This window comes from Cellulomonas marina, assembly GCF_900111925.1.
Taxonomy (GTDB): domain Bacteria; phylum Actinomycetota; class Actinomycetes; order Actinomycetales; family Cellulomonadaceae; genus Cellulomonas; species Cellulomonas marina.
In genome coordinates, this window is record NZ_FOKA01000008.1 from 183,246 (window position 1) to 208,389 (window position 25,144).

The following is a 25,144-nucleotide window of genomic DNA, read 5'->3' on the forward strand; positions in this document are numbered from 1 at the left end:
GCGCCCGTGACGTCCACCGCCCCGACCGTGCGGGTGACGCCCGCGGGCGCGCTCGCGCTCGTCGTCGTGCCCGCGGCCGCGGTCGTGCACCGCGTCCTGGGCTGGGCCGAGGCGGGGGCCCTCGCGGCGGGGCTCGGCCTGGTCCTGGCCGTCGCAGCGCTCGGCGTCCTCGGGCGGGCGCCCTACGCCGTCACGCTGTCGCTGGGCGACGCGCGGGCGGTCGTCGGGGGGCGGGCCGTCGGCGCGGTGCGGGTCCGCAACCGGTCGCGCCGCCGCACCCTGCCGCATCGGCTCCGGCTGGCGGCCGGGTCCGGCCCGGGCGCGGAGCTGGCCGTGCCGGCCCTGCCGCCCGGCGAGGGCTGGGAGGAGCTGCTGGTCGTGCCGGCGCCGCGCCGCGGACGGGTCGTCGTCGGGCCGGTCGCCGCCGAGCGGGGCGAGACCCTCGGCCTCGTGCGCCGGACCGTGCGGTACGCGCCCGCCGTCGAGGTGCTCGTGCACCCGCGGACGCTGGACCTGCCGGCGGGCCGCGCCGGTCTCCTGCGGGACCTCGAGGGCGTCGCCGACCGCGCGAGCGCCGACCTGTCCCAGTCCTTCCACGCCTTGCGCGAGTACGTCGCCGGCGACGACCGCCGCGCCATCCACTGGCGCTCGAGCGCGCGGCTGGGCACGCTCCTCGTCCGGCAGGACGAGGACGTGCGCCGCACGCGCGTCCTGCTGCTGCTCGCGGAGGACCCCGCGCTCTGGGCGGACGCCGACGAGGTCGAGACCGGCGTGTCCGTGCTCGCGTCCCTCGCGCTGCAGGCCATGGCCGAGGGCCGGGAGGTCGCCGTCCTGGCCGGCGACGAGCGCCTGCCCACGACGACCCGCACGGCCCTGCTGGACGCGTGCGCCCGGTTCGAGGCACCCGTGCCCCCCGCGGGCGACCGCCGGGACGTCGCCCCGCCGACGGCGGGAGGGGCCGACGACCCCGCGGACGCCGGCCCGCTCGACGCCGTGGCGCGCCGGGCGCGACGGCACGGCGGCGGGGCCGCGCTGGTCGTGGTCGTCACGGGCTCGACCGCGGCGCCGCACGCCCTCGTCCGGGCCGCCCACGCGGCGCCGGCGGGCGCGCGCGCCGTGGTGCTGACGTGCGGCGACGGGCAGCGCCCCGACGGGCAGCGCCCCGACGAGCAGCGCGCGGACGAGCAGCGCCCCGACGAGCAGCGCGCGGACGAGCAGCGCCCCGACGATGAGCGCCCGGCGGCCCCGACGCACGCCGTCGGGCACCGCGCGGTGCTGCGCGTCGCGGCGCTGGCCGACCTGCCGGCCGCCACCCGGGCGGGTGCGGCGTGAGCGCCGCGCCCCCGGTGCGGGAGCCGGTCGTGGTGGCCGCCCCGTCGACCGCCCCGTCGACCGCCTTCTCGACCGCCCCGTCGACCGGTTCAGGGGGACCGGCACGACGGGCGGCGGTCGTCGACCTCGTCGCCGGGCTCGCGGCGCTGGGCGTCGCGCTGGCGCCGCTCGTCGCGCTGCACGGCGGCACGGTGGCGGTGCCGGCGCTCGTCGGGGGCCTCGCAGCCGGCGCCGGCGTCGCGGCCCTGGCGGCGGCGCGGCGATGGTCCGCACCGGCCACGCTGCTGGCGGTGCTCGTCGTCCACCTGCTGGCCGGCGGCGCGCTCGCGGCGCCCGGCACGACGGTGGCCGGCGTCGTGCCGACCGCGGCGACCCTGCGCGCCCTCGGTCCCGGCGTCGTGGACGCCCCGCACGCGCTGCTCACGCTCACCCCCCCGATCGGCGGGGACGGGGAGGTGCTGCTCACCGCCTGGGTGCTCGCGCTCCTCGGCGCGGCGGCCGTGGCGTCCGGGGCGCTGCGGTCGTCGGCCCGCGGCCTCGCACGGGCGGCCGTCGTGCTCGTCCCGCCGCTCGTGGCGGCCGCCGTCGCCCTGCTCGGCACGGCGACCCCCGCGCCGGCGCCGGCGGTGACGGGCGCCGCGCTCGCGGGGCTGCTCGTCGCCGGTGCCGTGCTCCGGCGGCTCCCACGGGCGGGCGCGGCCGCGACCGCGCGCACCGCCCTCGTCGGCGCCCTGGCCGTCGGCCTCGCCGTCGGCGGCGGCGTCGCCGCGGGCGCGGGCGGCGCGGCGGGGGGCGCGCGCTTCGTCCTGCGCGAGCACGTGGTGCCCCCCTTCGAGCTGCGGGACCGGCCGAGCCCGCTGTCCTCGTTCCGCGCCCTCGTCGCCCGGGACGACGAGGTGCTGCTGCGCGCCACCGGGCTCGTTCCCGGCGCACGCGTCCGGCTGGCGACCCTCGACCGCTACGACGGGACGGTCTGGGGCGTCGCGGGCGGATCGGGCACGGGAGGGTCCGGGGTGCTGCGGCGCGTGGCGTCCGGGACCCCTCTCCCGCCGCGCGCGACGGGCCTCGCCCCGACGCGCGGTGCAGGGACGCGCGAGGTGACCGTGCGTCTGGAGGCCGCGGGGCTGCGCGGGGTCTGGCTCCCGACGGTCGGCCGGACGACCCAGGTGACGGCGGGGGCCGGTGTCGAGGCGACCGACCTGCGCTGGGACGACGCCACCGGCACCGCGGTCGACGCCGGCGGCCTGGCCGCGGGCGACGCCTGGACCGTCCGCGCGCTGGTGGACCCGGTGCCCGCGGACGCCCTGGTCGGGGACGCGCCGCCCGCCGACGTGCCGCTGCCCGACGTCACCGGCGTCCCCGAGGCCGTGGGCGCCCGCGCCCAGGAGGTCGCGCGCGGGGCCGGTGCCCCCGTGCAGGTCGCTCGCGCGCTGTCCGCCTGGCTCACCGACGAGGGCTGGTTCAGCCACGGGCTCGTCGCCACCGGCGACCACCCGTCGGCGCCCGGCCACGGTGCGGCCCGGCTCACCGAGCTCGTCGGGGGCGACCTCATGGTGGGCGACGACGAGCAGTACGCCGCCGTCCTCGCGCTCATGGCGCGGCGCGTGGGGCTGCCGAGCCGCGTCGTCGTCGGGTTCGCGCCCACGGACGAGCAGCTCGCCGCCGGCACGGTCGCCCTGCGCGGCTCCGACGTCCACGCGTGGGTCGAGGTCGCGCTCGCGGGCTGGGGCTGGGTGCCCTTCGACCCCACCCCGCCGCGCGAGCGCACCCCGCAGGAGGACCGCACGAGCGCGCCCGACGACGCCCAGCCGCAGGTGCGCCAGCCCCCGCCCGCCGAGCCCGAGGCGCAGGCACCGCCGGAGGAGGACACCGAGCAGCCGCGCACGGGGCGCCGGGACGTCCCCGCGCCGGAGGGCAGGTCGTGGCGCGCGGTCGCGGCCGTCGTCGGCGTCGTCGGCGGGCCCGCGCTGCTCCTGCTGGGCCCGCCGCTGGCCGTGGTCGCGCTCAAGGCGTGGCGACGACGACGCCGTCGGCGCGGGCCCGACACCGTCCGGCGCGTCGCGGACGGGTGGCAGGAGCTGCTCGACCGGGCGCGCGACCTCGGGCACCTGCCGACGCCCTCCGCCACGCGCGAGGAGGCGGCCGAGGCGCTCGTCGCCGCCGTGCTGGCGCGCCGCGGGCGTCGCGCCGGACGGGCCGATGCGCCGTCCGCCGCCGCGCGGCTGCACGCCTCCGCCCGTGGCCTGGCGCGCAGCGCCGACGCCCACGTCTTCGCCCCCGGCCGCCCGACGCCCGCCGAGGCGGACGCCGTGTGGGCCGAGACCGACGGCGCCCTCGCCGCGCTCGACGCGGTCCTGCCCCCGCTGCGACGCCTGCGCGCCCGCGCCGCCGTCGCGTCCCTGCGTCGCACCCGGCCGGTGCGCCCGCGGTCCCTCGTCCGACGTCCCGCCGTCCTGCCTGGAGCCCTGCGATGACCACCACGGTCGAGCCCCGCCCGTCCTCGTCCGCCGCCGTGCGCGCCGGCGCCTCCGCCGGTGCCTCCGCCGCCGCACCCGCCTCCGCCGCCGCCTCCGCGGCCGAGTCGTTCGCGCCGGATGCGGTAGCGGCCGAGGTGGTCCCGCCCGACGCGGTCGCGCCCGTCCCGATGCCCGTCCCGGTGCCCGTCCCGATGCCCGTCTCGGTGCCCGTCCCGGTGCCCGTCCTCGCGCCCACCCGTGGCCTGCGCCGGTGGCGCCTGGCGCTGGCCGAGCGGCGCCGCCGGCGGGAGGACGACGCGGCCTGGATCCGGCGCGCCGCGGGGGTGGACGAGCCCGGCGCCCGCCCCCGGCCCTCCTGGCCGGCACGGGTCGACGGCCCGACGGGCGTCACCACGGCAGCGGCGTCGTCGGGCGGCCCCGGGCCCGTCCCGGGCGGGGCCGACCCGGTCGTGCCCGACGCGTGGTGGGAGGCCGTCGCCGAGCGGGAGCTGCCCGCGCGCGCCGCCCGCCCGCTGCGTCCCGCGCGCCCCGCCCGTGCGTCCGACGAGGTCGAGGCCGCGCTGACCCGGCTGCTCGTCCTGCCCCCGGACCTCGGCGGCGGCGCGGGAGCCCCCGACGGGCACCCCTGGGCCGGCGGTGCCCCCGACGGCCCGACCCTCCCCGAGGTGCTCGGCGGGCCCGCGACCGGCGCCCGCATCACGTTCCCGCACGTGCCGTCCGGTCCGGTCCGCGCGGTGCCGGCGTCGTCCGTGCGGGACTCGTCGGGCGCGCCGTCGGTGCGGTCGGTGCCGTCGTCGGCCCCGGACGCCGACCTCGAGGCGCTCGGCCCGGTCGCGCTCACCGTGCGCCGGCCGGCCCCGTCGTCGGCCCCGCAGGTCCCGCCGGTCGACGGCTCGGGGAGCGCGTCGCCGGCCGCCCGGCTCGTCACCGCCGACGGGCGGCAGGTCGTCGTCGGCGGCACGACGCTCGTCGGGCGGCGGCCCGTCCTCCGTGACGGGGTGGAGGTGCTCTGCCTCCTCGACCCGGCGCGGGCGGTGTCCAAGACGCACCTGCAGCTCGCGGTCGACCCCGGCGGCCTGTGGCTGACGGACTGCGGCTCGACGAACGGCACCCTCGTCGAGCTCGCGGCCGGCGGCCGGGTGCAGGCCGTGCCGGGCGTGCGCGTGCGCCTGCACGTCGGCGACGAGGTGCGGCTGGGGGACCAGCGCCTGCGCGTGGACGCGGTGCCCGTGGCGTGACCACCGGCGACGGCGGTGCGATCACGGCGTGCACCACGGCGAGCGACCACGACGTGCGACCACGGGCGCACGGACACGGGCGCACGACCACGACGTGAGGTCGACGTCACCGGTGCGGCGGACGGGCGGTAGGGTCGCCCCCATGACCGCCCGCACGCCTCGTCGAGCGCCGCTCGGCCATCCCCTGCGCGGCCTCCTCCTTCTCCGCCGCGACGAGGTCCTCTAGGCCGCACCCTCGTCGCGGAGCCCCTGCCGACGGCTGCCCCCGACGAGCACGGACCGAGGACACGATGAGCGAGACCACGACCCCCCAGCACGCCGCCCGACCTGTCGACGAGCGTCCCGGTGGCGACCTCGTCGCCGCCGCGTACGACGACCGCAACCGGCAGCGCCCCTCCGGGATGCCGGCGCACCGCTACCGCCCGTTCCACGAGCAGATCCGCGTCGACCTGCCGGACCGCACGTGGCCGGACCGCCGCATCGAGACGGCCCCGCGCTGGTGCGCGGTCGACCTGCGCGACGGCAACCAGGCCCTCATCGAGCCGATGAACCCTGCGCGCAAGCTCGAGATGTTCGAGCTGCTCGTCGCGATGGGCTACAAGGAGATCGAGGTCGGGTTCCCCGCGGCGTCGCAGACCGACTTCGACTTCGTCCGCATGCTCATCGACGAGGGCCGCATCCCCGACGACGTCGTCATCCAGGTGCTGACGCAGGCGCGCGAGCACCTCATCGAGCGCACGTACGAGGCGATCGCCGGCGCGAAGCAGGCGATCGTGCACCTCTACAACTCCACGTCCGTGCTGCAGCGCGAGGTGGTGTTCAAGAGCGACGAGGACGGGATCCTCGACATCGCCGTGCAGGGCGCCCGGTTCTGCAAGAAGTACGCCGAGCTCGTGCCCGACACCGAGGTCTTCTACGAGTACTCCCCGGAGTCGTACACCGGCACCGAGCTGGAGTACGCGGTCCGCGTCGTCAACGCCGTGCTCGACGTGTGGGAGCCGACGCCGGAGCGCAAGGTCATCGTCAACCTGCCGGCGACGGTGGAGATGGCCACGCCGAACGTCTACGCCGACTCCATCGAGTGGATGGGCCGCCACCTGCACCACCGCGAGAACGTCGTGCTGTCCCTGCACCCGCACAACGACCGCGGCACGGCCGTGGCGGCCGCGGAGCTGGGCTACCTGGCCGGCGCCGACCGCATCGAAGGCTGCCTCTTCGGCAACGGCGAGCGAACCGGCAACGTCGACCTGGTGACGCTGGGCCTCAACCTGTTCAGCCAGGGTGTGGACCCCCAGATCGACTTCTCCGACATCGACAGCGTGCGCCGCGTCGTCGAGCGCTGCAACCAGATGCCCGTGGCCGACCGCCACCCCTACGGCGGCGACCTCGTCTTCACGGCTTTCTCCGGCTCCCACCAGGACGCCATCAAGAAGGGCCTGGACGTGCTGGAGGCGAAGGCCGCGGCGGCCGGCACGGACGTGTCCCAGGTGGAGTGGGCGGTCCCGTACCTGCCCATCGACCCCAAGGACGTCGGCCGCTCCTACGAGGCGATCATCCGCGTGAACTCCCAGTCCGGGAAGGGCGGCATCTCCTACCTGCTCAAGTCCGAGCGGGACCTGGACCTGCCGCGCCGGCTGCAGATCGAGTTCTCCCAGGTGGTGCAGCGGCACACGGACGCGCACGGGACCGAGGTGACCGCCGACGACCTGTGGCAGATCTTCAACGACGAGTACCTGCCGGTGGAGCCCGGCGGTCCGCTCGCGCCGTGGGGCCGGTTCCGGCTGCTGGGCACGCAGGTGTCCTCGGGGCACGACGGCCCGGACGCGTTGACCGTCGAGCTGGCGCAGGACGGCCAGGTCCGGACCCTCGAGGGGTCGGGCAACGGGCCCGTCGCGGCGTTCGTCGACGCGCTGGGCGCCGTGGACGTGCGGGTGCAGGTGCTGGACTACGCGGAGCACGCGCTCTCGTCGGGCGGGGACGCGACCGCCGCCGCGTACGTCGAGTGCGCGATCGGCGACCGGACGCTGTGGGGCGTCGGCATCGACCCGTCGATCACCACGGCGACGCTCAAGGCCATCGTCTCGGCCGTCAACCGCGCCGCCCGCTGACCCGGCGGCGGCGCCGCCGGCGTCGTCGGACCCCGGCCGGACCCGAGCCGTCCGTCCCGGAGGTCGGACGACCCGCCGGGCCGCGCTCACCGCACGCCCGGCCCGACGGGCAGGTACGGTGCAAGCCGTCGGCGCGAGACGGTGCGCGGAACGGCTCCCGAGCGGGCCTCGCCGTCCGATCGTGGAGGGGACGGACCGGGGCCGATGCCGACAGCCCCCGGCCCGGTGAGGAGACCTGGTGGAGCGCCTGCCCGTCCGCGTGGGCGAGTTCGGCGTGCTCGACGCCCTCACCGACGTGGCGCACGCGGAGTTCGCCAACGGGGACCCGCGGCGGGCCGCCGAGCTCGCGGCGGCCGGGGTCGCGGTGGCCGACGCCATGGGCGACACGGCGTCCGCGCGGTACTTCCTCTTCACGGGCGGCCGGGCGCTGTTCGCCCTCGGCCACCCGGACGTGGCGCTGCAGTGGGCGGAGGAGCTCGAGCGGCGCACGGTCGACGACGACGAGCCCTACTGGCGCGCGAAGGCCGTCATCCTGCGCGCGCTGTCCATCCGTCGCGAGGGCCGGTACCACGAGGTCCTGGAGCTCATCGCCAAGGCGTGGGTGCTCGTCGGCACGCCCGACGGCACCCGGTACAACCAGGTCTCCGCCGCCGTGCTGCTGTCGGAGGCCCTGCGCACCGTGGAGCTGTACGAGCAGGCCGACGCGGTCATGTGGCAGGTGGCGCCGCTCATCGGGCACGGCGCCGTCCCCGGGGTCCTGGTCGAGGGCCTGCGCACCCTCTCGGAGTGGGCCGCCGGCCTGCAGCTGCTCGGGCGCCCCGAGGGCGCGCACCGGGTCGTGGAGACCATGGCGTCGCGGGCGCTGCTGCTGCTGCGGCTGACCGAGCACACGCAGGACTCCGGCCCCCGGCTGTTCGCGCACGTCGGGCTCGCGTACGCCGAGCTCAGCGCGGGGGAGCCCGAGATGGCCCTGCGGCACGTGGAGAGCGTGCAGGCCGAGGTGGAGCAGCGCCGTGGGCGGCCCGAGTGGTTCGTCGGCACCGCGACGCGCGCCGTCGCCCTGCTGGAGCTCGGCCGGCTCGACGAGGCCGAGCACCACCTGCGCGCGCTGCGGTCGGCGGCGGAGACCGGGCTGCGCGACGTGTGGTCGACGATGGCCGACGACGCGCTGCTGACCCTCGCGGTCCGCCGGCACGGGGACCACCCGGCGCTGGAGCACGCGTCGCGCATGTTCCGCCGCGCCCAGGAGCTGCTGTGGGCGGAGCGGTCGGAGCGCTTCGCCGCCATGCTCGCCCAGGTGCAGATCCACGAGCTGCAGGTGGAGTCGCGTCGCGTGGCCGAGCTCTCGGTCCTCGACGGGCTCACCGGCGTCGGCAACCGGCGGGCCATCCAGGGCTTCCTCGACCACGCGCAGGGGTCCGTCGGTGCGCTGTTCATCGACGTCGACAACTTCAAGGAGGTCAACGACACCTTCTCCTACCTCGTGGGCGACGAGGTGCTGGTGCGGATCGCCGACGAGCTGCGGGCCTTCGTGCGCCCCGGGGACCTCGTGGCGCGCTACGGGGGCGACGAGTTCGTCGTCCTCTTCGACCCCTGGCCGGCGGATTCGCCGGACCTCGACGCCCGGGCCGCCGAGCTCGTGGCCCGGGTGCGAGGTCTGGCGTGGGACCAGGTCCACCCGGGGCTGCACGTGACGATCTCCGTCGGCGCGGCCATCACCGCGGACTCCGCCACCCTGCTGGGCGAGCTGAGCCACGCGGTCCTCGACGCCAAGCGTGCCGGCCGCGACACGCGCGTCACGCGTCGGTCCTGAGCGCCGCGCGGGCAGGGCCCGCCGTGCACGGCGTGCCGGGGGATGATGGGCCGGTGATGCGCGCATGAGCCTGTACCGCGACGAGGCGATCGTCCTGCGGACGCACTCCCTGGGTGAGGCCGACCGCATCGTCACCCTGCTGACGCGCGAGCACGGCAAGGTCCGGGCCGTCGCCAAGGGCGTGCGCCGGACCTCCTCGCGGTTCGGCTCCCGGCTCGAGCCCTTCATGCGCGTGGACCTGCAGCTCAGCACCGGACGCACCTTCGACGTCATCACCCAGGCCGAGACGCTGGACACCTTCGGCCGGTCGATCGCGGGGGACTACGCGCTGTACACCACGGGCACCGTCATGCTCGAGACGGCCGAGCGGCTCGTCGCCGACGAGCACGAGCCCGCCCTCCAGCAGCACCGGCTCCTCGTCGGGGCGGTGCGGTCGCTCGCGCTGCGGGCCCACGCCCCGGGCCTCGTCCTCGACTCCTACCTGCTGCGGGCGCTGGCCGTGGCCGGGTGGGCGCCGAGCTTCACCGACTGCGCGCGCTGCGGCGAGCCGGGCCCGCACCGGGCCTTCGCGGTCGCCTCGGGCGGGGCCGTGTGCGCCCGGTGCCGCCCGCCGGGCTCCGCCGCGCCGGCGCCGGAGACGTTCGCGCTGCTCGCGGCCCTGCTCGTCGGGGACTGGGACGTCGCCGACGCCAGCGCCGAGCGGCACCGCGGCGAGGGCAACGGGCTCGTCGCCGCGTTCTGCCAGTTCCACCTCGAGCGCAGCCTGCGGTCGCTGCCGATGGTGGAGCGCGTCTGATGGCCGGGCTGCGCCGCACGCCACGCGGCACCACGCCGGCACCGGCGGCACGCACGCGTCCCGCACCCGTCCCCCCGCCGCCGCACCCCAGCGGCGCGCGCCCGCCGCAGATCCCGCGCGAGCTCGTCCCGCGGCACGTGGCCGTCGTCATGGACGGCAACGGCCGCTGGGCCAACGCCCGCGGCCTGCCGCGCACCGCCGGGCACACCGCGGGGGAGGCCTCGCTGCTGGACGTCGTGGCGGGTGCCATCGAGATCGGCGTGCAGCACGTGTCGGCCTACGCCTTCTCCACCGAGAACTGGTCGCGCTCCCCGGAAGAGGTGCGCTTCCTCATGGGCTTCAACCGCGACGTGCTGCGGCGCCGCCGCGACCTCATGGACTCCTGGGGCGTGCGCGTGCGCTGGGCCGGGCGACGGCCGCGGCTGTGGCGGTCCGTCATCGCCGAGCTCGAGACGGCCGAGGAGCAGACGCGGGACAACACCGTCTGCACCCTGACCATGTGCGTGAACTACGGCGGCCGCGCCGAGGTCGCCGACGCCGCCCGCGCCATCGCCGAGGAGGTCGCCGCCGGACGGCTGCGCCCCGACCGCGTCGACGAGAAGCTCTTCGCCCGCTACCTCGACGAGCCCGACCTGCCGGACGTCGACCTCTTCGTCCGCTCGTCGGGGGAGCAGCGCACCTCCAACTTCCTCATCTGGCAGGCCGCGTACGCCGAGCTGGTCTTCCTCGACGAGCCGTGGCCCGACGTGGACCGCCGCCACCTGTGGCGCGCGGTGGAGACGTACGCCCGCCGCGACCGCCGCTACGGCGGCGCGGTCGACGCCGTCGCGGACGAGCAGGCCGGCCCCGCCACGATCGACCCCGCCACGACCGACCCCGCCACGACCGGCCACGCCACGACCGGCCACGCCACGACCGGCCACGCCACCACCGGCCGCGCCACCACCGACCCCGCCACCACCGACCCCGCCACCACCGACCCCGACGGGGACGGGACCTCCGGTCCGGACGAGGGCCTGCCGGCGCGGCCTACCATCGCCCGGTGACGGATGCGGGCGCGGCGTACGGGCTGGACGGCCTGCCGGTCGCCGCGGTCCTCCTCGTGCTCTTCGGCGGCGCGCTGCTGCGCTCGCACGCCATCTACTGGGCGGGCCGCGGTGTCGCCGCCGGCGCCGGCCGGGAGCAGGACCGCCAGCGCCGCGACGGCGGCCGCGGACCGGCGTGGTGGCGCGTCGCCGTCGAGCGCACCGCTCGTTGGTCGACCACGCCCCTGGTCCGGCGGGGCGTCGCCCTGGTCAGACGCTGGGGCGTCGCCGCGGTGCCCGTCGCGTACCTGACGGTCGGCATCCAGTCCGCGGTGTTCGCGGCGGCCGGGCTCGTGCGCATGCCCTACCTGCGCTTCGCGCTGGCGTCCCTGCCGGGTGCTGTGGCCTGGGCCGTGGTCTGGTCCACCGTCGGCCTGGGGGCGTGGTGGGCGGCGGTCGCGCTCGCCGCCCGCTCGCCGTGGGCGCTGCCCGCCCTCGCGGCGGTCGTCCTCGCCGCGCTCCTCGTCGCACGCCGCCGTCGCACCCGACCTCCGACCAGCGCCTCCACCACTACCTCCACCGCCGCGTCCACCACCGCCTCTTCCGCCGCTTCCACCGCCGCGTCCACCACCGCCGCATCCACTGCCGCCTCCATCGCCGCGTCCACGACCCCCTCCAGCGCTGCGTCCAGCACCGCCTCCACCGCTGCGTCCAGCACCGCCTCCACCGCCGCGTCCACCACCCACTCCACCAGCGGGTCGGCCGCCGCCCCGACGGACGTCCCGGCCGAGAGGGCCGGCCGGCCCCGCTAGGCTGGCGCGACCCCCCGTCCCACGGCACCCAGCCGCGGGACCTGCCGACCCAGGAGTGGATCCACCGTGGCTGCACCGTCCCGTCTGGACAACGTCGTCTCCCTCGCCAAGCGGCGTGGCTTCGTCTTCCCCAGCGGCGAGATCTACGGAGGCACCCGCTCCGCGTGGGACTACGGCCCCCTGGGCGTGGAGCTGAAGGAGAACATCAAGCGCCAGTGGTGGCGCGCGATGGTCACGAGCCGTGACGACATCGTCGGGCTCGACTCCTCGGTCATCCTGCCGCGCCAGGTCTGGGTCGCCTCGGGCCACGTCGGCGTCTTCACCGACCCCCTGACGGAGTGCCTGTCCTGCCACAAGCGCTTCCGTGAGGACCAGCTCCTCGAGGAGTACGCCGAGCGCAAGGGGCACGAGGCCGAGGGCGGCCTCGCCGGCGTGCCGTGCCCGAACTGCGGCACGCGCGGCCAGTGGACCGAGCCGCGCGACTTCAACATGATGCTCAAGACCTACCTCGGCCCGGTCGAGGACGAGTCCGGCCTGCACTACCTGCGCCCGGAGACGGCCCAGGGCATCTTCGTGAACTTCAAGAACGTCTACACCGCGGCCCGCATGAAGCCCCCGTTCGGCATCGGCCAGATCGGCAAGTCGTTCCGCAACGAGATCACGCCCGGCAACTTCATTTTCCGCACCCGCGAGTTCGAGCAGATGGAGATGGAGTTCTTCGTCGTGCCGGGCACCGACGAGGAGTGGCACCAGTACTGGATCGACACCCGGACGGACTGGTACACGGGGCTCGGCATCTCCCGCGACAACCTGCGGCACTACGAGCACCCGGCCGAGAAGCTGTCGCACTACTCCAAGCGCACCGTCGACATCGAGTACCGCTTCGGCTTCACCGGCAGCGAGTGGGGCGAGCTCGAGGGCATCGCCAACCGCACCGACTTCGACCTGTCGACGCACAGCGAGCACTCCGGCCAGGACCTGTCCTTCTTCGACCAGGGCAAGGGCGAGCGGTTCACGCCGTACGTCATCGAGCCCGCGGCGGGCCTCACCCGTTCCCTCATGGCGTTCCTCGTCGAGGCCTACGCCGAGGACGAGGCGCCCAACACCAAGGGCGGCGTCGACACGCGCGTGGTCCTCAAGCTCGACCCGCGCCTGTCCCCGGTCAAGGCCGCGGTCCTGCCGCTCTCGCGCAACGAGCAGCTCTCACCGAAGGCGCGCGACCTTGCCGCCGAGCTGCGCCGGTCCTGGAACGTGGACTTCGACGACGCCGGCGCCATCGGACGCCGCTACCGCCGCCAGGACGAGATCGGCACCCCGTTCTGCATCACGGTCGACTTCGACACGCTCGAGGACCAGGCCGTGACGATCCGTCACCGCGACGACATGTCGCAGCAGCGCGTCGCCCTCGACCAGGTGACGGGCTACCTGGCGCAGCGCCTCGTCGGCGCCTGAGAACGCCTCCCGGCCCAGCGCGTCGCGTCTCCTGGGCCGGCGTGGCCGGTGGTGCGGGCCGCTGTGCCCGGTGGTGCCGTCCCCGCCCTCGCCGGGGCGGGGACGGCACCACCGAGGGGTGACAATGGGACGGTGACGACCCTCGCGCCCGCCGCCGCCCAGGCCTCCCGACCGGATCCGGCGTACCCCCCGCTGCGGATCGGCCCGATCGTCAGCCGGACGCCGGTCGTCCTGGCGCCCATGGCCGGTGTCACGAACGCCGCGTTCCGCCGTCTGTGCCGCGAGCAGGGCGCCGGCCTGTACGTGGCCGAGATGGTCACCTCGCGTGCCCTCGTCGAGCGCAACGTCGAGTCGCTGCGGATCATCGCGCCCGACGGCGACTTCCGGCCGCGCTCCATCCAGATCTACGGCGTCGACCCGGCGACGGTCGGCGCGGCCGTGCGGATGGTGGTCGAGGAGGACCGCGCCGACCACGTCGACCTCAACTTCGGCTGCCCCGTGCCCAAGGTGACGCGGCGCGGCGGCGGTGCCGTGCTCCCGTGGAAGCGCGACCTGTTCCGCGGCATCATCACCGCCGCCGTCGAGGCCGCTCGGCCGGCGGGCGTGCCGGTGACGGTCAAGATGCGCAAGGGCGTCGACGACGAGCACCTCACCTACGTCGAGGCCGGCCTCACCGCCCAGGAGGTCGGGGTCGCGGCGGTCGCGCTGCACGGCCGCACCGCCGCCGACCACTACTCCGGCACCGCCGACTGGGACGCCATCGCGACGCTCAATGAGGCCGTCACCGACATCCCCGTGCTCGGCAACGGCGACATATGGTCCGCGGAGGACGCCCTCGCCATGGTCGAGCACACCGGCGTCGACGGTGTCGTGGTCGGCCGCGGCTGCCAGGGGCGGCCCTGGCTCTTCGCCGACCTCGAGGCCGCCTTCGCGGGCCGTCCCGACCGCATCCGACCGGGCATGCAGTACGTCGCCGAGACGATGCGGCGGCACGCCACGCTCATGTGCGAGGTCTTCCCCAGCGAGTACAAGGCCCTGTCGGAGATGCGCAAGCACATGGCCTGGTACCTCAAGGGCTACGTCGTGGGCGGCGACCTCCGCTCGCGCCTGGCCCAGGTGTCGACCCTCACGGAGCTCGACGACCTCCTCGCCGAGCTCGACCTCGACCAGCCCTACCCCGGCGAGCCCGCCGAGGGCCCGCGCGGCCGCGCCGGCTCCCCGAAGCGACCCGCGCTGCCCGACGGCTGGCTCGACTCCCGCGAGCTCTCCGAGGACTTCCAGCGCCGCCTCGCCGAGGCCGAGCTCAGCGTGTCGGGCGGCTGACCGGACCGCACCGACGCGTCCCGGCGTCCTCCCGCGCGGTCGACCCGCCCTGGCCGCCCCGGGGTCGCGGTGCACACGGCCGCCGTCCACGGGACGCACGCGGCACGCCTCGAACGCGGCACCGCTCCAGGTCGACGTCAGACCCGGACCCGGGCCTGGTCGAGCGACCGGGCTATCGCGTCGCCGGTGCCCGACGAGTCGTCCGTCGGGTGCCCGGAACTCGTACACCGCCGGTGGCAACGTGGTGGCCTTCACCGGTCCGGGTCGTCTCGTCGAACCGTCGACGATGCGTGTGATGGTCAGATCGGCGCGGTGCACCTCGTGGTGGTGCCGGGTGCACAAGAGGATCCCGTTCTCGATGTCGGTGTGCCCGTTGTCCCTGGCCCACCAGCGGATGTGGTGGACCTCGCACCAGCGGGCGGGGACGTCGCACCCGGGGAAGGTGCACCCCTGGTCGCGCACGACGATGCAGCGGCGCTGGCGCCAGGTGAACAGGCGTTCTTCGCGGCCGAGGTCGATGGGCTGCCCGTCGGGCCCGATGACCAGGGCGGCGGTGTCGACGTCGCACAGCATCCGCGCGACCAGCGAGGCAGCCAGGACGTGCCCGTCGTCGTCGACGACGGGCGTCAGCCCGGTCAGGACCGGGCCGAGCACGTCCACGTCGGGCAGGTCCTCGGTGCAGGCGACGGGCGCACCAGCGGCAGGCGGCGTGTCCTGGCAGGCACGGGCGGCCTCGCGCTGCCGCAGCGCCTCCACGACCGAGGTGTAGGTGGCGAGGTCCGTCAGCAGGGTCAGGTGCGGGCGGACCGAGGCACCCGAGGGGCCGCCGTTCTTCTCCGCCAACGCTGCCCGCGCCAACGCCTCGAGCGCGTCGGCCATGGCCTGCCCGGAGGTGCGGTCCCCACCCGGGATCTGCCGGGTCAGCTCCAGCGCCCGCCGCAGCGCTGTGCCGGCGCCGGGGTCCAGGCAGCCCTTGATCCGGGTACCCATGTCGGTCTCGAGCAGGTGCAGGTACCGGGCCCGGTGCTGGGCCTGGTACCGGGTCTCCACCGCGGGCGCGTCGATCTCGGCGGCCTTCTGCAGCAGCTCGCGCTTGAACCGGGCCGGGTCGACCTGCCCGGCCAGGTCCGTCAGCTCCGCCTGCCCCTCCTCCGAGGTCAGCACGGCCTTGACCTGCTCCGAGGCCGAGGCCAGGACCCCGGCCAGGGCGTCCAGGTGCGCCTCGGAGCGCACACCCGCCGCCACCGCCGCCCCGAACGCCGGCGCGGCCTCCACCGCGCCGGCCTGGCGTTCCTGCCGCCTGGCCTCCGGCAGCCCGACCCGGTCCCGCCCCGCGATGCCCTCCGCCGCGGATCTGTCCCCGACCCCCTTCGGGGTCAGCCTCGAGTCCGCCGCGATCCACGCCGCCCGCGCCGCCGCCGTCGCCCCCGACACCGCCTGGAACAGCGACAGCACGTGCTGGCGCTGCGCCCGCGTGAGCGCCTCGGCCTGCCCGGCCCGTGCCCCCACACCACCCAGGGTCGACCGCACGCCCTCGAAGTCGGCAAGGAGCTCCTCGTACACGCGCAACACCTCCCTCGGCAGTCGTCGAACGCTTGTACCAGACCCTAAGCCCGCGGCTCGACGCCCCGGAAGACGCACGATCGGGTGTTCCTGCAGGCCAGTCGTCCACAGGACCCACCCTGGGGACGACTCGACGGCCGCGGGCGGCGCGGAGGATCGTCCCGGGAGCGCCCGTACGCGCACCCCGACACGCACCGCCAGAAGTGGACTCGTTCCAGACTACGGGTGATGATGACGACATGACCCACGGCACCGAGGACCGGCTGCGCGCCGCCGGCCTGCGTGTCACGGCCACGCGCCGCGCGGTGCTGGACACCCTCGGCGCCGCCGGCCGCCACGCGGCCGACCCCGCCAGCCCCGACCACCCGCACCTCACGGCGGCCGACGTGGAGCACGAGGTCCGGGCCCGGCTCGGCACCGTCTCCACGCAGGCCGTCTACGACTGCCTCGACGCGCTCACCGCGGCGGGGCTCCTGCGCCGGGTCGAACCGGCCGGGCACCCCGCGCGCTACGAGACGCGCGTCGGGGACAACCACCACCACCTCGTCTGCCGCAGCTGCGGCGCGATGGTGGACGTCGCCTGCACGCACGGCACCGCGCCCTGCCTGCGGCCCGACGACGACCTCGGCTTCGTCCTCGACGAGGCCGAGGTGACCTTCTGGGGCACGTGCCCGTCCTGCCACCAGGCAGCCACCGCCGACCTGCCGGCCGGTGCCCACCCCACCCGCTCCACCGAGAGGACCTCATGACCGACGTCGCGAGCCAGCCGTCCGCCCCCGGCGACGACCGCCCCGTGCTCACCAACCGCCAGGGTCATCCCGTCTACGACAACCAGAACCAGCGCACGGTCGGGGCCCGCGGTCCCGCCACGCTCGAGAACTACCAGTTCCTCGAGAAGATCAGCCACTTCGACCGCGAGCGCATCCCGGAGCGCGTCGTGCACGCGCGCGGCGCCGTCGCATTCGGCTACTTCGAGGCGACGGGGCAGTGGGGCGACGAGCCGATCTCCCGCTACACCCGCGCCAAGCTGTTCCAGGAGGCCGGTAAGCGCACGGACCTCGCGATCCGCTTCTCCACGGTCATCGGCGGCCGCGACTCCTCGGAGGCGGCGCGCGACCCGCGCGGCTTCGCCGTGAAGTTCTACACCGAGGACGGCAACTGGGACCTCGTCGGCAACAACCTCGGCGTCTTCTTCATCCGCGACGCCATCAAGTTCCCCGACGTCATCCACTCCCTCAAGCCGGACCCCGTCACGTTCCGGCAGGAGCCGGGCCGCATCTTCGACTTCATGTCGCAGACGCCCGAGGCGATGCACATGCTGGTCAACCTCTTCAGCCCGCGCGGCATCCCGGCCAACTACCGGACGCAGCAGGGCTTCGGCGTGAACACCTACAAGTGGGTCAACGCCGAGGGCGTCAGCCACCTCGTCAAGTACCACTGGATCCCGACGGCCGGCGTCAAGAGCCTCACGGAGGCCGATGCCGCGGTCATCCAGGGCGGCGACCTCGGCCACGCCTCGAAGGACCTGTACGAGGCGATCGAGCGCGGCGAGTACCCCGAGTGGGAGCTGCAGGTGCAGCTCATGACCGACGACGAGCACCCCGAGCTCGACTTCGACCCGCTCGACGACACGAAGGTCTGGCCGGAGAACGAGTTCCCGCCGAAGGTCGTCGGCCGCATGGTGCTGAACCGCAACGTGTCGAACCACTTCACGGAGAACGAGCAGATCGCGTTCGGCACCGGCGTCCTCGTCGACGGGCTGGACTTCTCCGACGACAAGATGCTCGTCGGGCGCACGTTCTCCTACTCTGACACCCAGCGCTACCGCGTCGGCCCCAACTACCTGCAGCTGCCCGTCAACGCGCCGCAGGCGCCGGTGGCGACGAACCAGCAGGGCGGGCAGATGCAGTACCGCGTCGACCCGGTCGGCACGAACCCCCACGTGAACTACGAGCCGTCCATCACCGGCGGCCTGCGCGAGGCGCAGTACCCGACCCACGACGAGCAGGGCCCGGAGATCACGGGCCGCCTGACCCGCAAGCGCATCCCGCGCACGAACGACTACACGCAGGCGGGCCAGCGCTACCAGCTCATGGAGCCGTGGGAGCAGGACGACCTCGTGCACAACCTCGTCACGCTCATCGGCCAGGCCGTGCGCGAGGTGCAGGAGCGCATGGTGTGGCACTTCCTGCTGTGCGACGACGAGCTGGGCGCCCGCGTCGGCGAGGGCCTCGGCATCAGCGCCGACGACGTCCGCCACCTGCCGCCGCTGGCCAGCCAGACGCTGTCCGACGACGAGCTCGCCCGCCTGGCGAACATCGGCAAGAACGGCCCGCGCGACGTCACGGGCCTGCGGATGACGCACTGCGTCCCGAACGAGCGGGTGGTCCTCGCCGGCTGAGCGAGCACGCCAGCACCCACGTCCGGGTGAGCGACGGGGTCCGGCCGGGTGACCGGCCGGGCCTCGTCGTCGTCGGGAGGTCAGGACGGGCGCGACCACGCCGATGGGCCGCCTGTGTGCCCCGCCCGACGCGCCGCCGGCCTGGCGGCCCTCGCCGTCCTCGGCCTGGCCGTCGCCGGGACGGCCGGCGCGGCGCAGGCCGCGTTTCGGCGCGCACGACCGTCGGCAGCGCGTACGCGGCGGAGACCCTCGACCCGCCGACGGGGCTGACCGCGACCCGCAGCTGTGCGGCCGCACCGGCCCTGCGGGGCACGACGACGGCCACCACCGACCCCGTCGGCGCGAACGCGTCCGCGGGCTCGGTGACCCTCGCCCGGCCCACCGGTGTCGTCGCGGGCGACGTGCTCGTCGCCGTGGTCATGCACCACGACGCGACCTCGGACCCGGTCCTGCCCGCCGGGTGGACCGTCACGTGGCGCAACGGGACCGACGCGTCCGCGGTCGTCGCGATGCGCGTCGCCACGACCTCGGAGCCGTCGTCCTACGCGTTCAGCGGCCTGGACCCCGACGACGCCACCGCCGCGGTGCTGCTCGCCTGGTCGGGTGCGGACGCCACGGCGCCCGTGCTCTCCTCCGAGGGCTCCTCGGGTTCCGGCACGACCGCGACCGCGCCGTCGCTGTCCCTGGCCACCGCCCCCGCCCGGCTGGTGACGGTCTTCCTCGTCGACGACACCGCTGCCGCCGAGCAGCTGACCGTCGCGGCCGGGCCGGCCGTGCGCGCCTCCGTGCACGGCACCGGCGTCCAGCCGGTGCGCGCCGTCGTCGCCGACCGCGCCGTGACGGCGACGGGTGGCACGGGTGCGACGACGGCGACGCTCTCCGCGTCGCGCGGCTGGCACGCGGTCTCGCTGGCGCTGCGCTCCGACGGGCGGCCGACCCCGGTGCAGCTCGGGTGGACGGCTCCCACCGACCCCTTCACCACCGGGTACGCGGTCACCCGGCCCACCGGCGACGTCGTGACCGTGGCGGGCCGGACCACCACGACCTGGTCCGACACGGCCGCGCCGACGGCCGGCGGCCTATGGACGGTCCGCGCGACGTCGGGGACCTGGCGCTCGACGGCCGTGACGGCGTCGGTGCCGGCCTGCTGAGCCGCCCGCCTCCGCCCGCCTCTCCGCGCGCGGCCGCTCCGGCGACGACGGCACCGGCAGCGTCGCCGCCACCGGTAGGAGGACCGCCGCGGCGACGACCGCGACGAGGCGGCCGGCCTCACCCTGCCGCGCCCACACCGCGGGCAGCCCGACGAGCGGCACCCGCAGGCGCGCCACGCCGCGCACGTCCGCGGGTGCCAGCGGGGCCCCGTCGTCGGAGCCGTTGGCGTCCCCCCGGGTGACGAGCGCCCCGTCCGGGCGGACGCTGCGCACGCGGTGCACCACCGTGCGGCCGGTGCCGCCCGGCTCGTCGAACACCACGACGTGCCCCGGCAGCACCGGACCCGGCGGTGGGGCCGTCACCACGAGGTCACCGACCGCCAGCGCCGGCACCATCGACCCCGAGACCACCACGCGCGTCTCCCAGCCGACCACGGCCGGCAGCAGCGCCCACGTGCCCAGCCCCCCGACGCACGCCAGCACCGCCGTCGCCGTCGTCGCCGCCGTCAGCCCCGCCACCGCCCGGACGCGGGCGCCGAGCGGCCGTCGCAGCACGTGCCGCGGCGCCCCCGCCGCACGCGCCCGTGCCCGCCGCGCCCGCCGGTGCCGCCCGCTGCTCACGCGGACGTCCCCGCGCGGGCGGCCTCGCCGTGCACGACGACGCGGTCGCGCCCCTCCGCCTTCGCGCCGTACAGCGCGAGGTCCGCCGCGTGCAGCAGCCTCTCCGGCGACGTCCCGGCGTCCGGCGCGACCGCGACGCCGATGCTCACGGTCACCGCCGGTGCGTGGGTGCGCGCCGCCACCGCGCGCCGCGCCCGCTCGGCGACGGCAGCCGCGCGGTCCACCGGGGTGGCGGGCAGCAGGAGGCAGAACTCCTCGCCCCCGTACCGCGCCGGCAGCGCCCCGGGCGGCGCGACGGACCGCAGGACGGTGCCCACCGTGCGCAGCGTCTCGTCGCCGACGAGGTGGCCGTGGCGGTCGTTGACGGCCTTGACGTGGTCGACGTCCAGCAGCAGCACGGCCGTGGGGGCCCCGTCGTGCGCGTCGTCGACGAGCGCCTCGGACAGGGTCCGGTCGAGCGTGGCGCGGTTGGGCAGCCCGGTCAGCCCGTCCGTCTCCGCGAGGCGGCGCAGGCGGGCGACGAGGGCCGCGCGCGCCAGCGACTGCGCCGCGTGCGCCGCGGCCTGCTGCGCCGAGAGCAGGCGCCGCCGCTCGACCCCGGGCACCGCCCCGACCGCCCGGGCGAGCAGGCCGGGCGGTGCGACGTCGAGCACGAGCGCACCCGCGGCGTCGTCGAGGGCCCACGGCACGACGACGAGGTGCGTCGCCCCCGGCAGGTGCTCCCGCAGCGCGGCGTCGGCGACGGGGTCCGGGTGCTCGACGAGCAGCGTCGTGTGCGTGGCCTGGGCCCGCCGCACGACGGAGGCCGGACGGAGGTCCAGCGGCGTCTCGAGCCGCAGCACGCCGCTCGCGACGGGGGCCGTCGCCGCGACGCGCGCGGGCCCGGCCGCCGGCAGGCTCACGACGAGCGCGCGGCGCGCCAGGAGCTCGTCGTGCGCCAGGTCGGCCAGGAGCTGCGCCACGCGCCGCGCGTCGGTGCAGGTCTCGAGCTCGAGCAAGAACCGCGCGAGGACGTCCGCGTCGTAGCGCCGCCGCCGCAGCTCGCGCTCGTTCACCGCGGCGAACGTCGCCGTGCCCAGCCCCGCGGCCCAGAGCACGGCCAGCAGCTCGACGAGCTGCCGGTACGGGTACGGCCCGCCGAGGGGCACGTCGGTCCCCGTGAGCAGACCGGTGCGTGCCGCCTCGACGGCGACGACGAGCGCGATGGAGTGCCAGAGCGCGACCTTGAGCCCGGTCCGGAAGGACGTCAGCAGCGTCACCGCGGTCAGGTGCAGCAGGAGCAGGTAGGGCACCGGCCCGTCGAACCCCTCGAGGACGACGAAGGCCCACGCGAGGTGGGCGCCGTCGACCAGCACCGCCGCCGTCAGGGTCGCGAGCGCCACCCGGCGGCCCAGCTGCAGCAGCGGCAGCGCCGCCAGCGCCAGCACGAGGTGCAGGACGGCGACGAGCACGAGTGCGGGCCCGTCCTCCGGGCGACCCGCTCCGCCGCCCGCCCACAGCAGCGGCGGCCCGACGACCACCACCGCGACCCGCAGCAGCGCCGTCCAGCGCAGCCGGTCGCCGAGCGGGACCAGGCCGTCGCCACCCGAGCGCACCCTCATGAGGTACGCCCCACGGGCGTCGTCGGGCGGAAGCGCTCGGGCGGCTCCTCGCGCAGCGGCGCGAGCGCGAGCTTCGGGTCGCGCCGGTCGATGGTGTCCTGCACGAGCAGGAAGAGCAGGACGACGGCGACGAGGCCCAGCGGGAACGGGCTGCGCACGGCCACGCCGAGGGCGGTGGCCAGCACCGCGGCCGGCAGCGTGAGGGGCCCGGGCCGGGCGACGACGCGCTCGTCGCCGGCGGGGCCGGCGGAGCCACCGGTCAGCCCGCCCCCGCCCGAGCCCGACGACCCCGCGCCCGCGGCGGCGGCGGACCCCGTGGGGGACGGCATGGAGGACGGGGTGGGGGACGCGGAAGGGGATGCGTCAGGGGACGCGAGGGGGGACGGGACGGGAGACGTCGTGGAGGGCGGGCCGGCGGGCGCTGCGGCGGGGGAGGAGGCGGACGCGCGGGGCACGTCGGTCCCGGGCGCCGGGGCGGGGGGCGTGCCCTCCGTCCCGCGGGCCGGGGGCGGGGTGGGGCCACCGGGGGCCGGGGGTGCGCCGCCCGGCGCGGTCGGCGCGGGCGACGGCCCGGGGAGGGCCGGGCCGGCCGCCGGGTCGACGCGCCAGACGAGGTCGGCGGTGGCGGTGCCCCCTTGCGGCGCGCCGTCCTGCAGCACGACGGTCACCGCGAAGGTCCGCGCCTCCTCCGCCGGTCCGGGCCGCCAGCGGGTCGTGGCGCCGTGGACGCCGGCGTCACCCCAGCGGCTCAGCGTCGCCGCGACGACGGCTGGGCCGTCCGTGCTGTTCGACGGCACGCGGCCCGTGGCGTCCGCGGGGACGATGCAGCGCCTCGTCGCCGCGCACGACAGGTACGCCACCGGTCTCGGCACGTGGCGCGCGGGTCCGGGGGGGACGACCACCCGGACGTACAAGGTGTCGTACCGCCTGGCCGACGACAACGCCGCCCAGGGCAGGAACGTGCTCGTCGACCTGCGCTGGGAGGCGCAGAGCGTCACGCCCTGAGCCCCGGCCGCGACGGCGGCCGGGGCCCCGGGCAGCGGCTCAGGCCCCGACGCGCACCCAGGCGGTCGTGTCCGTGGGGACGACGAGGTGGTCGCCCTCCGTCCCGAGCCCGCCGGAGGCGACGAGCACCTCGGCCCCCGCCGGCAGCGCGACGGGGTCGGCGCCGACGTTGGCCACGACGAGCACGTCGCCGTTGACGAAGGCGAGCACCCCCGTGCGGCTGGCGGGGTCGCGGTCCTCGCCGTGCTCGGTGGCGATGCCGTGCGCGCGCTCGTCGCCACCGCCACCGCCACCGCCACCGGCACCGGCACCGGCACCGCCCGACGCGGACACGCCGGCCGCGGTCACGGCCTGCGGACCCACCTCCGCCCAGCGCAGCCCGCCCTCGCCCAGCCGCAGCTCGCGCCGCACCCGCAGCGCCGCGCGGTACATCTCGAACGTCGAGCCCTCCACGCCGCGCTGCGCCTCGGCGGCGTACCCGCCCCACCCCTCGGGCTGCGGCAGCCAGGACAGCCCGGTGGGGGAGAAGCCGGCGGCCGGCGCCTCGACGGACCACGGCAGGGGCACGCGGCACCCGTCGCGGCCGAGCTCCTCGCCGCCCGTGCGGAAGAACGCGGGGTCCTGCCGCACCGCGGGGTCGAGCGCCGTGTGGTCCGGCAGGCCCAGCTCCTCGCCCTGGTACAGGTAGGCCGACCCGGGCAGGCCGAGCAGCACGAGCGTCGCGGCGCGGGCGCGGCGCAGGCCGAGCTCCGCGTCGGGCTGCACGTCGTCGGGGCCGATGCCGTTGGGCCGCTCCGTCGGGTCGGGCATGCCGAACCGGCTCGTGTGCCGCACGACGTCGTGGTTGCTCAGCACCCACGTCGTCGGGGCACCGACCGCGTCGTTCGCGCCGAAGGACGCCTCGACGACGCGCCGCAGCGCCCCGGCGTCCCACCCGGCGACGAGGAACGCGAAGTTGAAGGCCGTCTGCAGCTCGTCGGGCCGCACGTACAGGGCGAGGCGCGAGAGGGGCTCGACCCACGCCTCGGCGACCATCGCGCGGTCCCCGTCGTAGGCGTCGAGCACGCGCCGCCACGACCGGTAGACCTCGTGCACGCCGTCCTGGTCGAAGATCGGGTTCGGGTGCGCCTCGGCGGCACCGTCGGCGGCGGCGACCGGGTCGTCCTCCGCCCCCTCGACCATCCGCACGTGCCCGGCCCAGTCGGGCAGGCCCTCCGCCTTGACCAGCCCGTGCGCGACGTCGATGCGGAAGCCGTCGACCCCGCGGTCGAGCCAGAAGCGCAGGACGTCCTCGAACTCCTCGCGGACCACCGGGTTGGACCAGTCGAGGTCCGGCTGGCTCACGTCGAACAGGTGCAGGTACCACTGACCCGGTGTGCCGTCGGGGTCCGTCGTCCGCGTCCACGCACGCCCGCCGAAGATCGAGGACCAGTTGTTGGGCGGCTCGTCGCCGCCGGGCCCGCGGCCGTCGCGGAAGAGGTACCGGTCACGCGCGGGGGAGCCGGGCGGTGCCGCGAGGGCCTCCTGGAACCACGCGTGGTCGGCGGAGGTGTGGTTGGGCACGAGGTCGACGACCACCCGCAGGCCGAGCTCGTGCGCCCGGGCGACGAGGGCGTCGGCGTCCGCCAGCGTGCCGAACAGCGGGTCGACGTCGCGGTAGTCCGCCACGTCGTACCCCGCGTCCTTCTGCGGCGAGCGGTAGAACGGGGACAGCCACACGGCGTCGACGCCGAGCTCGACGAGGTGGTCGAGGTGGGCGGTGATGCCGGGCAGGTCGCCGATGCCGTCCCCCGAGAGGTCGGCGAAGGAGCGCGGGTAGACCTGGTAGATGACGGCGTGGCGCCACCACGGGCCGCCGGGGGCGTCCGGCGCGTGCACGAGGTCGTCGGACACCACCGCCCCGGGCAGGTCGGTGGCGGGCGTACGGGAGTCGGTGGTCACGGGGTGTGGCCTCTCGGTGGTGCGGTCGGGAGGGGTTCGGGAGGTCTGCTGCGCGAGCGGTGCCGCGGGCAGGCCGTCGATCGGGGGCGCGGTCGGGGGGACGGCGCGGGTGGTCCGGCGGCGTGGGTGGACGGGCGGTGCGGGTGGACGGGCGGTGCGGGTGGACGGGCGGTGCGGGTGGACGGGCGGTGCGGTCAGCCGGCGGCGCGGTGCGCCGGCGCGCCGTGGCGCGGGGCGGCGCGGGGGCCGTCGGCGTCGGGCAGCGCCGGCCCGGGGGCCGTGCGCGGCGCGGGCCCGGTGGACCCGCGCACGATGAGCTCGGGCTGGAAGAGCAGCTCCGTGCGCGCGGCGCTGCTGCGGTTGATCTCGGCGACGAGCGCGCTCACCGCCGCGTGGCCCATGGCCTGCACGGGCTGGCGGACGGTCGTGAGGGGCGGGTCGGTGTAGGCGACGAGGGGTGAGTCGTCGAACCCGACGACCGACAC

At 76.6% G+C, this 25,144-nt stretch carries 18 protein-coding genes and 2 pseudogenes; 14 read left to right on the forward strand and 6 right to left on the reverse strand.

Going from position 1 to position 25,144, the window contains the following annotated elements:
• Positions 1–6: 6 nt before the first annotated feature.
• The 10 genes and pseudogenes from BM048_RS10500 (at position 7) to dusB (ending at position 14,376) form a co-directional block, all read left to right on the forward strand.
• Positions 7–1,332: a DUF58 domain-containing protein gene (locus BM048_RS10500; RefSeq protein WP_090032934.1), complete on the forward strand. Its 1,326-nt coding sequence runs from the start codon at positions 7–9 to the stop codon at positions 1,330–1,332.
• Positions 1,329–3,806, forward strand: a complete 2,478-nt coding sequence (locus BM048_RS10505; RefSeq protein WP_239078573.1) for a transglutaminase-like domain-containing protein — start codon at positions 1,329–1,331, stop codon at positions 3,804–3,806. The genes BM048_RS10500 and BM048_RS10505 overlap by 4 nt, the downstream gene beginning before the upstream one ends.
• Positions 3,803–5,047: an FHA domain-containing protein gene (locus BM048_RS10510; protein ID WP_090032936.1), complete on the forward strand. Its 1,245-nt coding sequence runs from the start codon at positions 3,803–3,805 to the stop codon at positions 5,045–5,047. Before BM048_RS10505 ends, BM048_RS10510 begins: the two co-directional genes overlap by 4 nt.
• A gap of 401 nt (positions 5,048–5,448) precedes the next feature.
• On the forward strand, positions 5,449–7,155 hold the full coding sequence (leuA, locus tag BM048_RS10515) for a 2-isopropylmalate synthase (protein WP_239078591.1): 1,707 nt from the start codon (positions 5,449–5,451) through the stop codon (positions 7,153–7,155).
• 238 nt (positions 7,156–7,393) lie between these two features.
• The gene (locus BM048_RS10520) at positions 7,394–8,968 is read left to right on the forward strand and encodes a GGDEF domain-containing protein (RefSeq protein WP_090032939.1); all 1,575 of its coding nucleotides are present in this window, start codon (positions 7,394–7,396) and stop codon (positions 8,966–8,968) included.
• 64 nt (positions 8,969–9,032) lie between these two features.
• Positions 9,033–9,764, forward strand: a complete 732-nt coding sequence (recO, locus tag BM048_RS10525; RefSeq protein WP_090032941.1) for a DNA repair protein RecO — start codon at positions 9,033–9,035, stop codon at positions 9,762–9,764.
• Positions 9,764–10,594: pseudogene (locus BM048_RS10530) on the forward strand (isoprenyl transferase); the annotation flags it as partial. The gene recO and the pseudogene BM048_RS10530, both read left to right, overlap by 1 nt.
• Positions 10,595–10,806: 212 nt before the next feature.
• Positions 10,807–11,601, forward strand: a complete 795-nt coding sequence (locus BM048_RS10535) for a DedA family protein (protein WP_175499483.1) — start codon at positions 10,807–10,809, stop codon at positions 11,599–11,601.
• A 66-nt stretch (positions 11,602–11,667) separates the two neighbouring features.
• Positions 11,668–13,053, forward strand: coding sequence for a glycine--tRNA ligase (locus BM048_RS10545; RefSeq protein WP_090032943.1), 1,386 nt, complete (start codon positions 11,668–11,670; stop codon positions 13,051–13,053).
• Positions 13,054–13,185: 132 nt separating this feature from the next.
• Entirely contained in the window at positions 13,186–14,376 is a 1,191-nt protein-coding gene (dusB, locus tag BM048_RS10550; RefSeq protein WP_090032945.1) for a tRNA dihydrouridine synthase DusB, read from the forward strand.
• A gap of 306 nt (positions 14,377–14,682) precedes the next feature.
• On the opposite strand, the pseudogene BM048_RS19170 reads toward dusB, so the two are convergent.
• Positions 14,683–15,366: pseudogene (locus BM048_RS19170) on the reverse strand (HNH endonuclease signature motif containing protein); the annotation flags it as partial.
• 812 nt (positions 15,367–16,178) lie between these two features.
• Here BM048_RS19170 and BM048_RS10560 point away from each other — a divergent pair.
• The 3 genes from BM048_RS10560 to BM048_RS10570 all read left to right on the forward strand — a co-directional run bounded on the left by BM048_RS10560 (position 16,179) and on the right by BM048_RS10570 (position 19,491).
• Positions 16,179–16,688, forward strand: coding sequence for a Fur family transcriptional regulator (locus BM048_RS10560; protein ID WP_090032946.1), 510 nt, complete (start codon positions 16,179–16,181; stop codon positions 16,686–16,688).
• A complete protein-coding gene (locus tag BM048_RS10565; RefSeq protein ID WP_090032948.1) occupies positions 16,685–18,340 on the forward strand; it encodes a catalase in 1,656 nt (551 codons plus the stop codon). The genes BM048_RS10560 and BM048_RS10565 overlap by 4 nt, the downstream gene beginning before the upstream one ends.
• Before the next feature lie 362 nt (positions 18,341–18,702).
• Complete coding sequence (locus tag BM048_RS10570) at positions 18,703–19,491, forward strand: hypothetical protein (protein ID WP_139224413.1); 789 nt, start codon at positions 18,703–18,705, stop codon at positions 19,489–19,491.
• On the opposite strand, the gene BM048_RS10575 is transcribed toward BM048_RS10570, so the two are convergent.
• Genes BM048_RS10575 through BM048_RS17875 form a run of 3 tightly spaced genes read right to left on the reverse strand, consistent with a single transcriptional unit; the run spans position 19,420 to position 22,042 of the window.
• Positions 19,420–20,112, reverse strand: coding sequence for a signal peptidase I (locus tag BM048_RS10575; protein WP_090032951.1), 693 nt, complete (start codon positions 20,110–20,112; stop codon positions 19,420–19,422). The genes BM048_RS10570 and BM048_RS10575 overlap by 72 nt on opposite strands.
• The gene (locus tag BM048_RS10580; protein WP_090032953.1) at positions 20,109–21,713 is read right to left on the reverse strand and encodes a GGDEF domain-containing protein; all 1,605 of its coding nucleotides are present in this window, start codon (positions 21,711–21,713) and stop codon (positions 20,109–20,111) included. The genes BM048_RS10575 and BM048_RS10580 overlap by 4 nt, the downstream gene beginning before the upstream one ends.
• Positions 21,710–22,042, reverse strand: coding sequence for a hypothetical protein (locus BM048_RS17875; RefSeq protein ID WP_139224414.1), 333 nt, complete (start codon positions 22,040–22,042; stop codon positions 21,710–21,712). Before BM048_RS17875 ends, BM048_RS10580 begins: the two co-directional genes overlap by 4 nt.
• Before the next feature lie 292 nt (positions 22,043–22,334).
• Here BM048_RS17875 and BM048_RS17880 point away from each other — a divergent pair, with 292 nt between their 5' ends.
• Complete coding sequence (locus BM048_RS17880) at positions 22,335–22,718, forward strand: hypothetical protein (protein ID WP_139224415.1); 384 nt, start codon at positions 22,335–22,337, stop codon at positions 22,716–22,718.
• A gap of 39 nt (positions 22,719–22,757) precedes the next feature.
• Here the strand turns inward: BM048_RS17880 and BM048_RS10595 are convergent, their stop codons facing one another.
• Complete coding sequence (locus BM048_RS10595) at positions 22,758–24,659, reverse strand: glycoside hydrolase family 13 protein (RefSeq protein WP_425319174.1); 1,902 nt, start codon at positions 24,657–24,659, stop codon at positions 22,758–22,760.
• Positions 24,660–24,853: 194 nt separating this feature from the next.
• Positions 24,854–25,144 (reverse strand): substrate-binding domain-containing protein (locus BM048_RS10600; RefSeq protein WP_175499485.1); only part of this gene is annotated, 291 nt, incomplete at its 5' end.

What these genes read in the sequence shown, in the direction of transcription:
- BM048_RS10560 (WP_090032946.1), top strand. Translation starts at nt 16,179, where the DNA reads ATGACCCACGGCACCGAGGACCGGCTGCGCGCCGCCGGCCTGCGTGTC.
- recO (WP_090032941.1), top strand. Translation starts at nt 9,033, where the DNA reads ATGAGCCTGTACCGCGACGAGGCGATCGTCCTGCGGACGCACTCCCTG.
- BM048_RS10510 (WP_090032936.1), top strand. Translation starts at nt 3,803, where the DNA reads ATGACCACCACGGTCGAGCCCCGCCCGTCCTCGTCCGCCGCCGTGCGC.
- BM048_RS10565 (WP_090032948.1), top strand. Translation starts at nt 16,685, where the DNA reads ATGACCGACGTCGCGAGCCAGCCGTCCGCCCCCGGCGACGACCGCCCC.
- BM048_RS17875 (WP_139224414.1), bottom strand. Translation starts at nt 22,042, where the DNA reads ATGCCGTCCCCCACGGGGTCCGCCGCCGCCGCGGGCGCGGGGTCGTCG.
- BM048_RS10580 (WP_090032953.1), bottom strand. Translation starts at nt 21,713, where the DNA reads ATGAGGGTGCGCTCGGGTGGCGACGGCCTGGTCCCGCTCGGCGACCGG.
- leuA (WP_239078591.1), top strand. Translation starts at nt 5,449, where the DNA reads ATGCCGGCGCACCGCTACCGCCCGTTCCACGAGCAGATCCGCGTCGAC.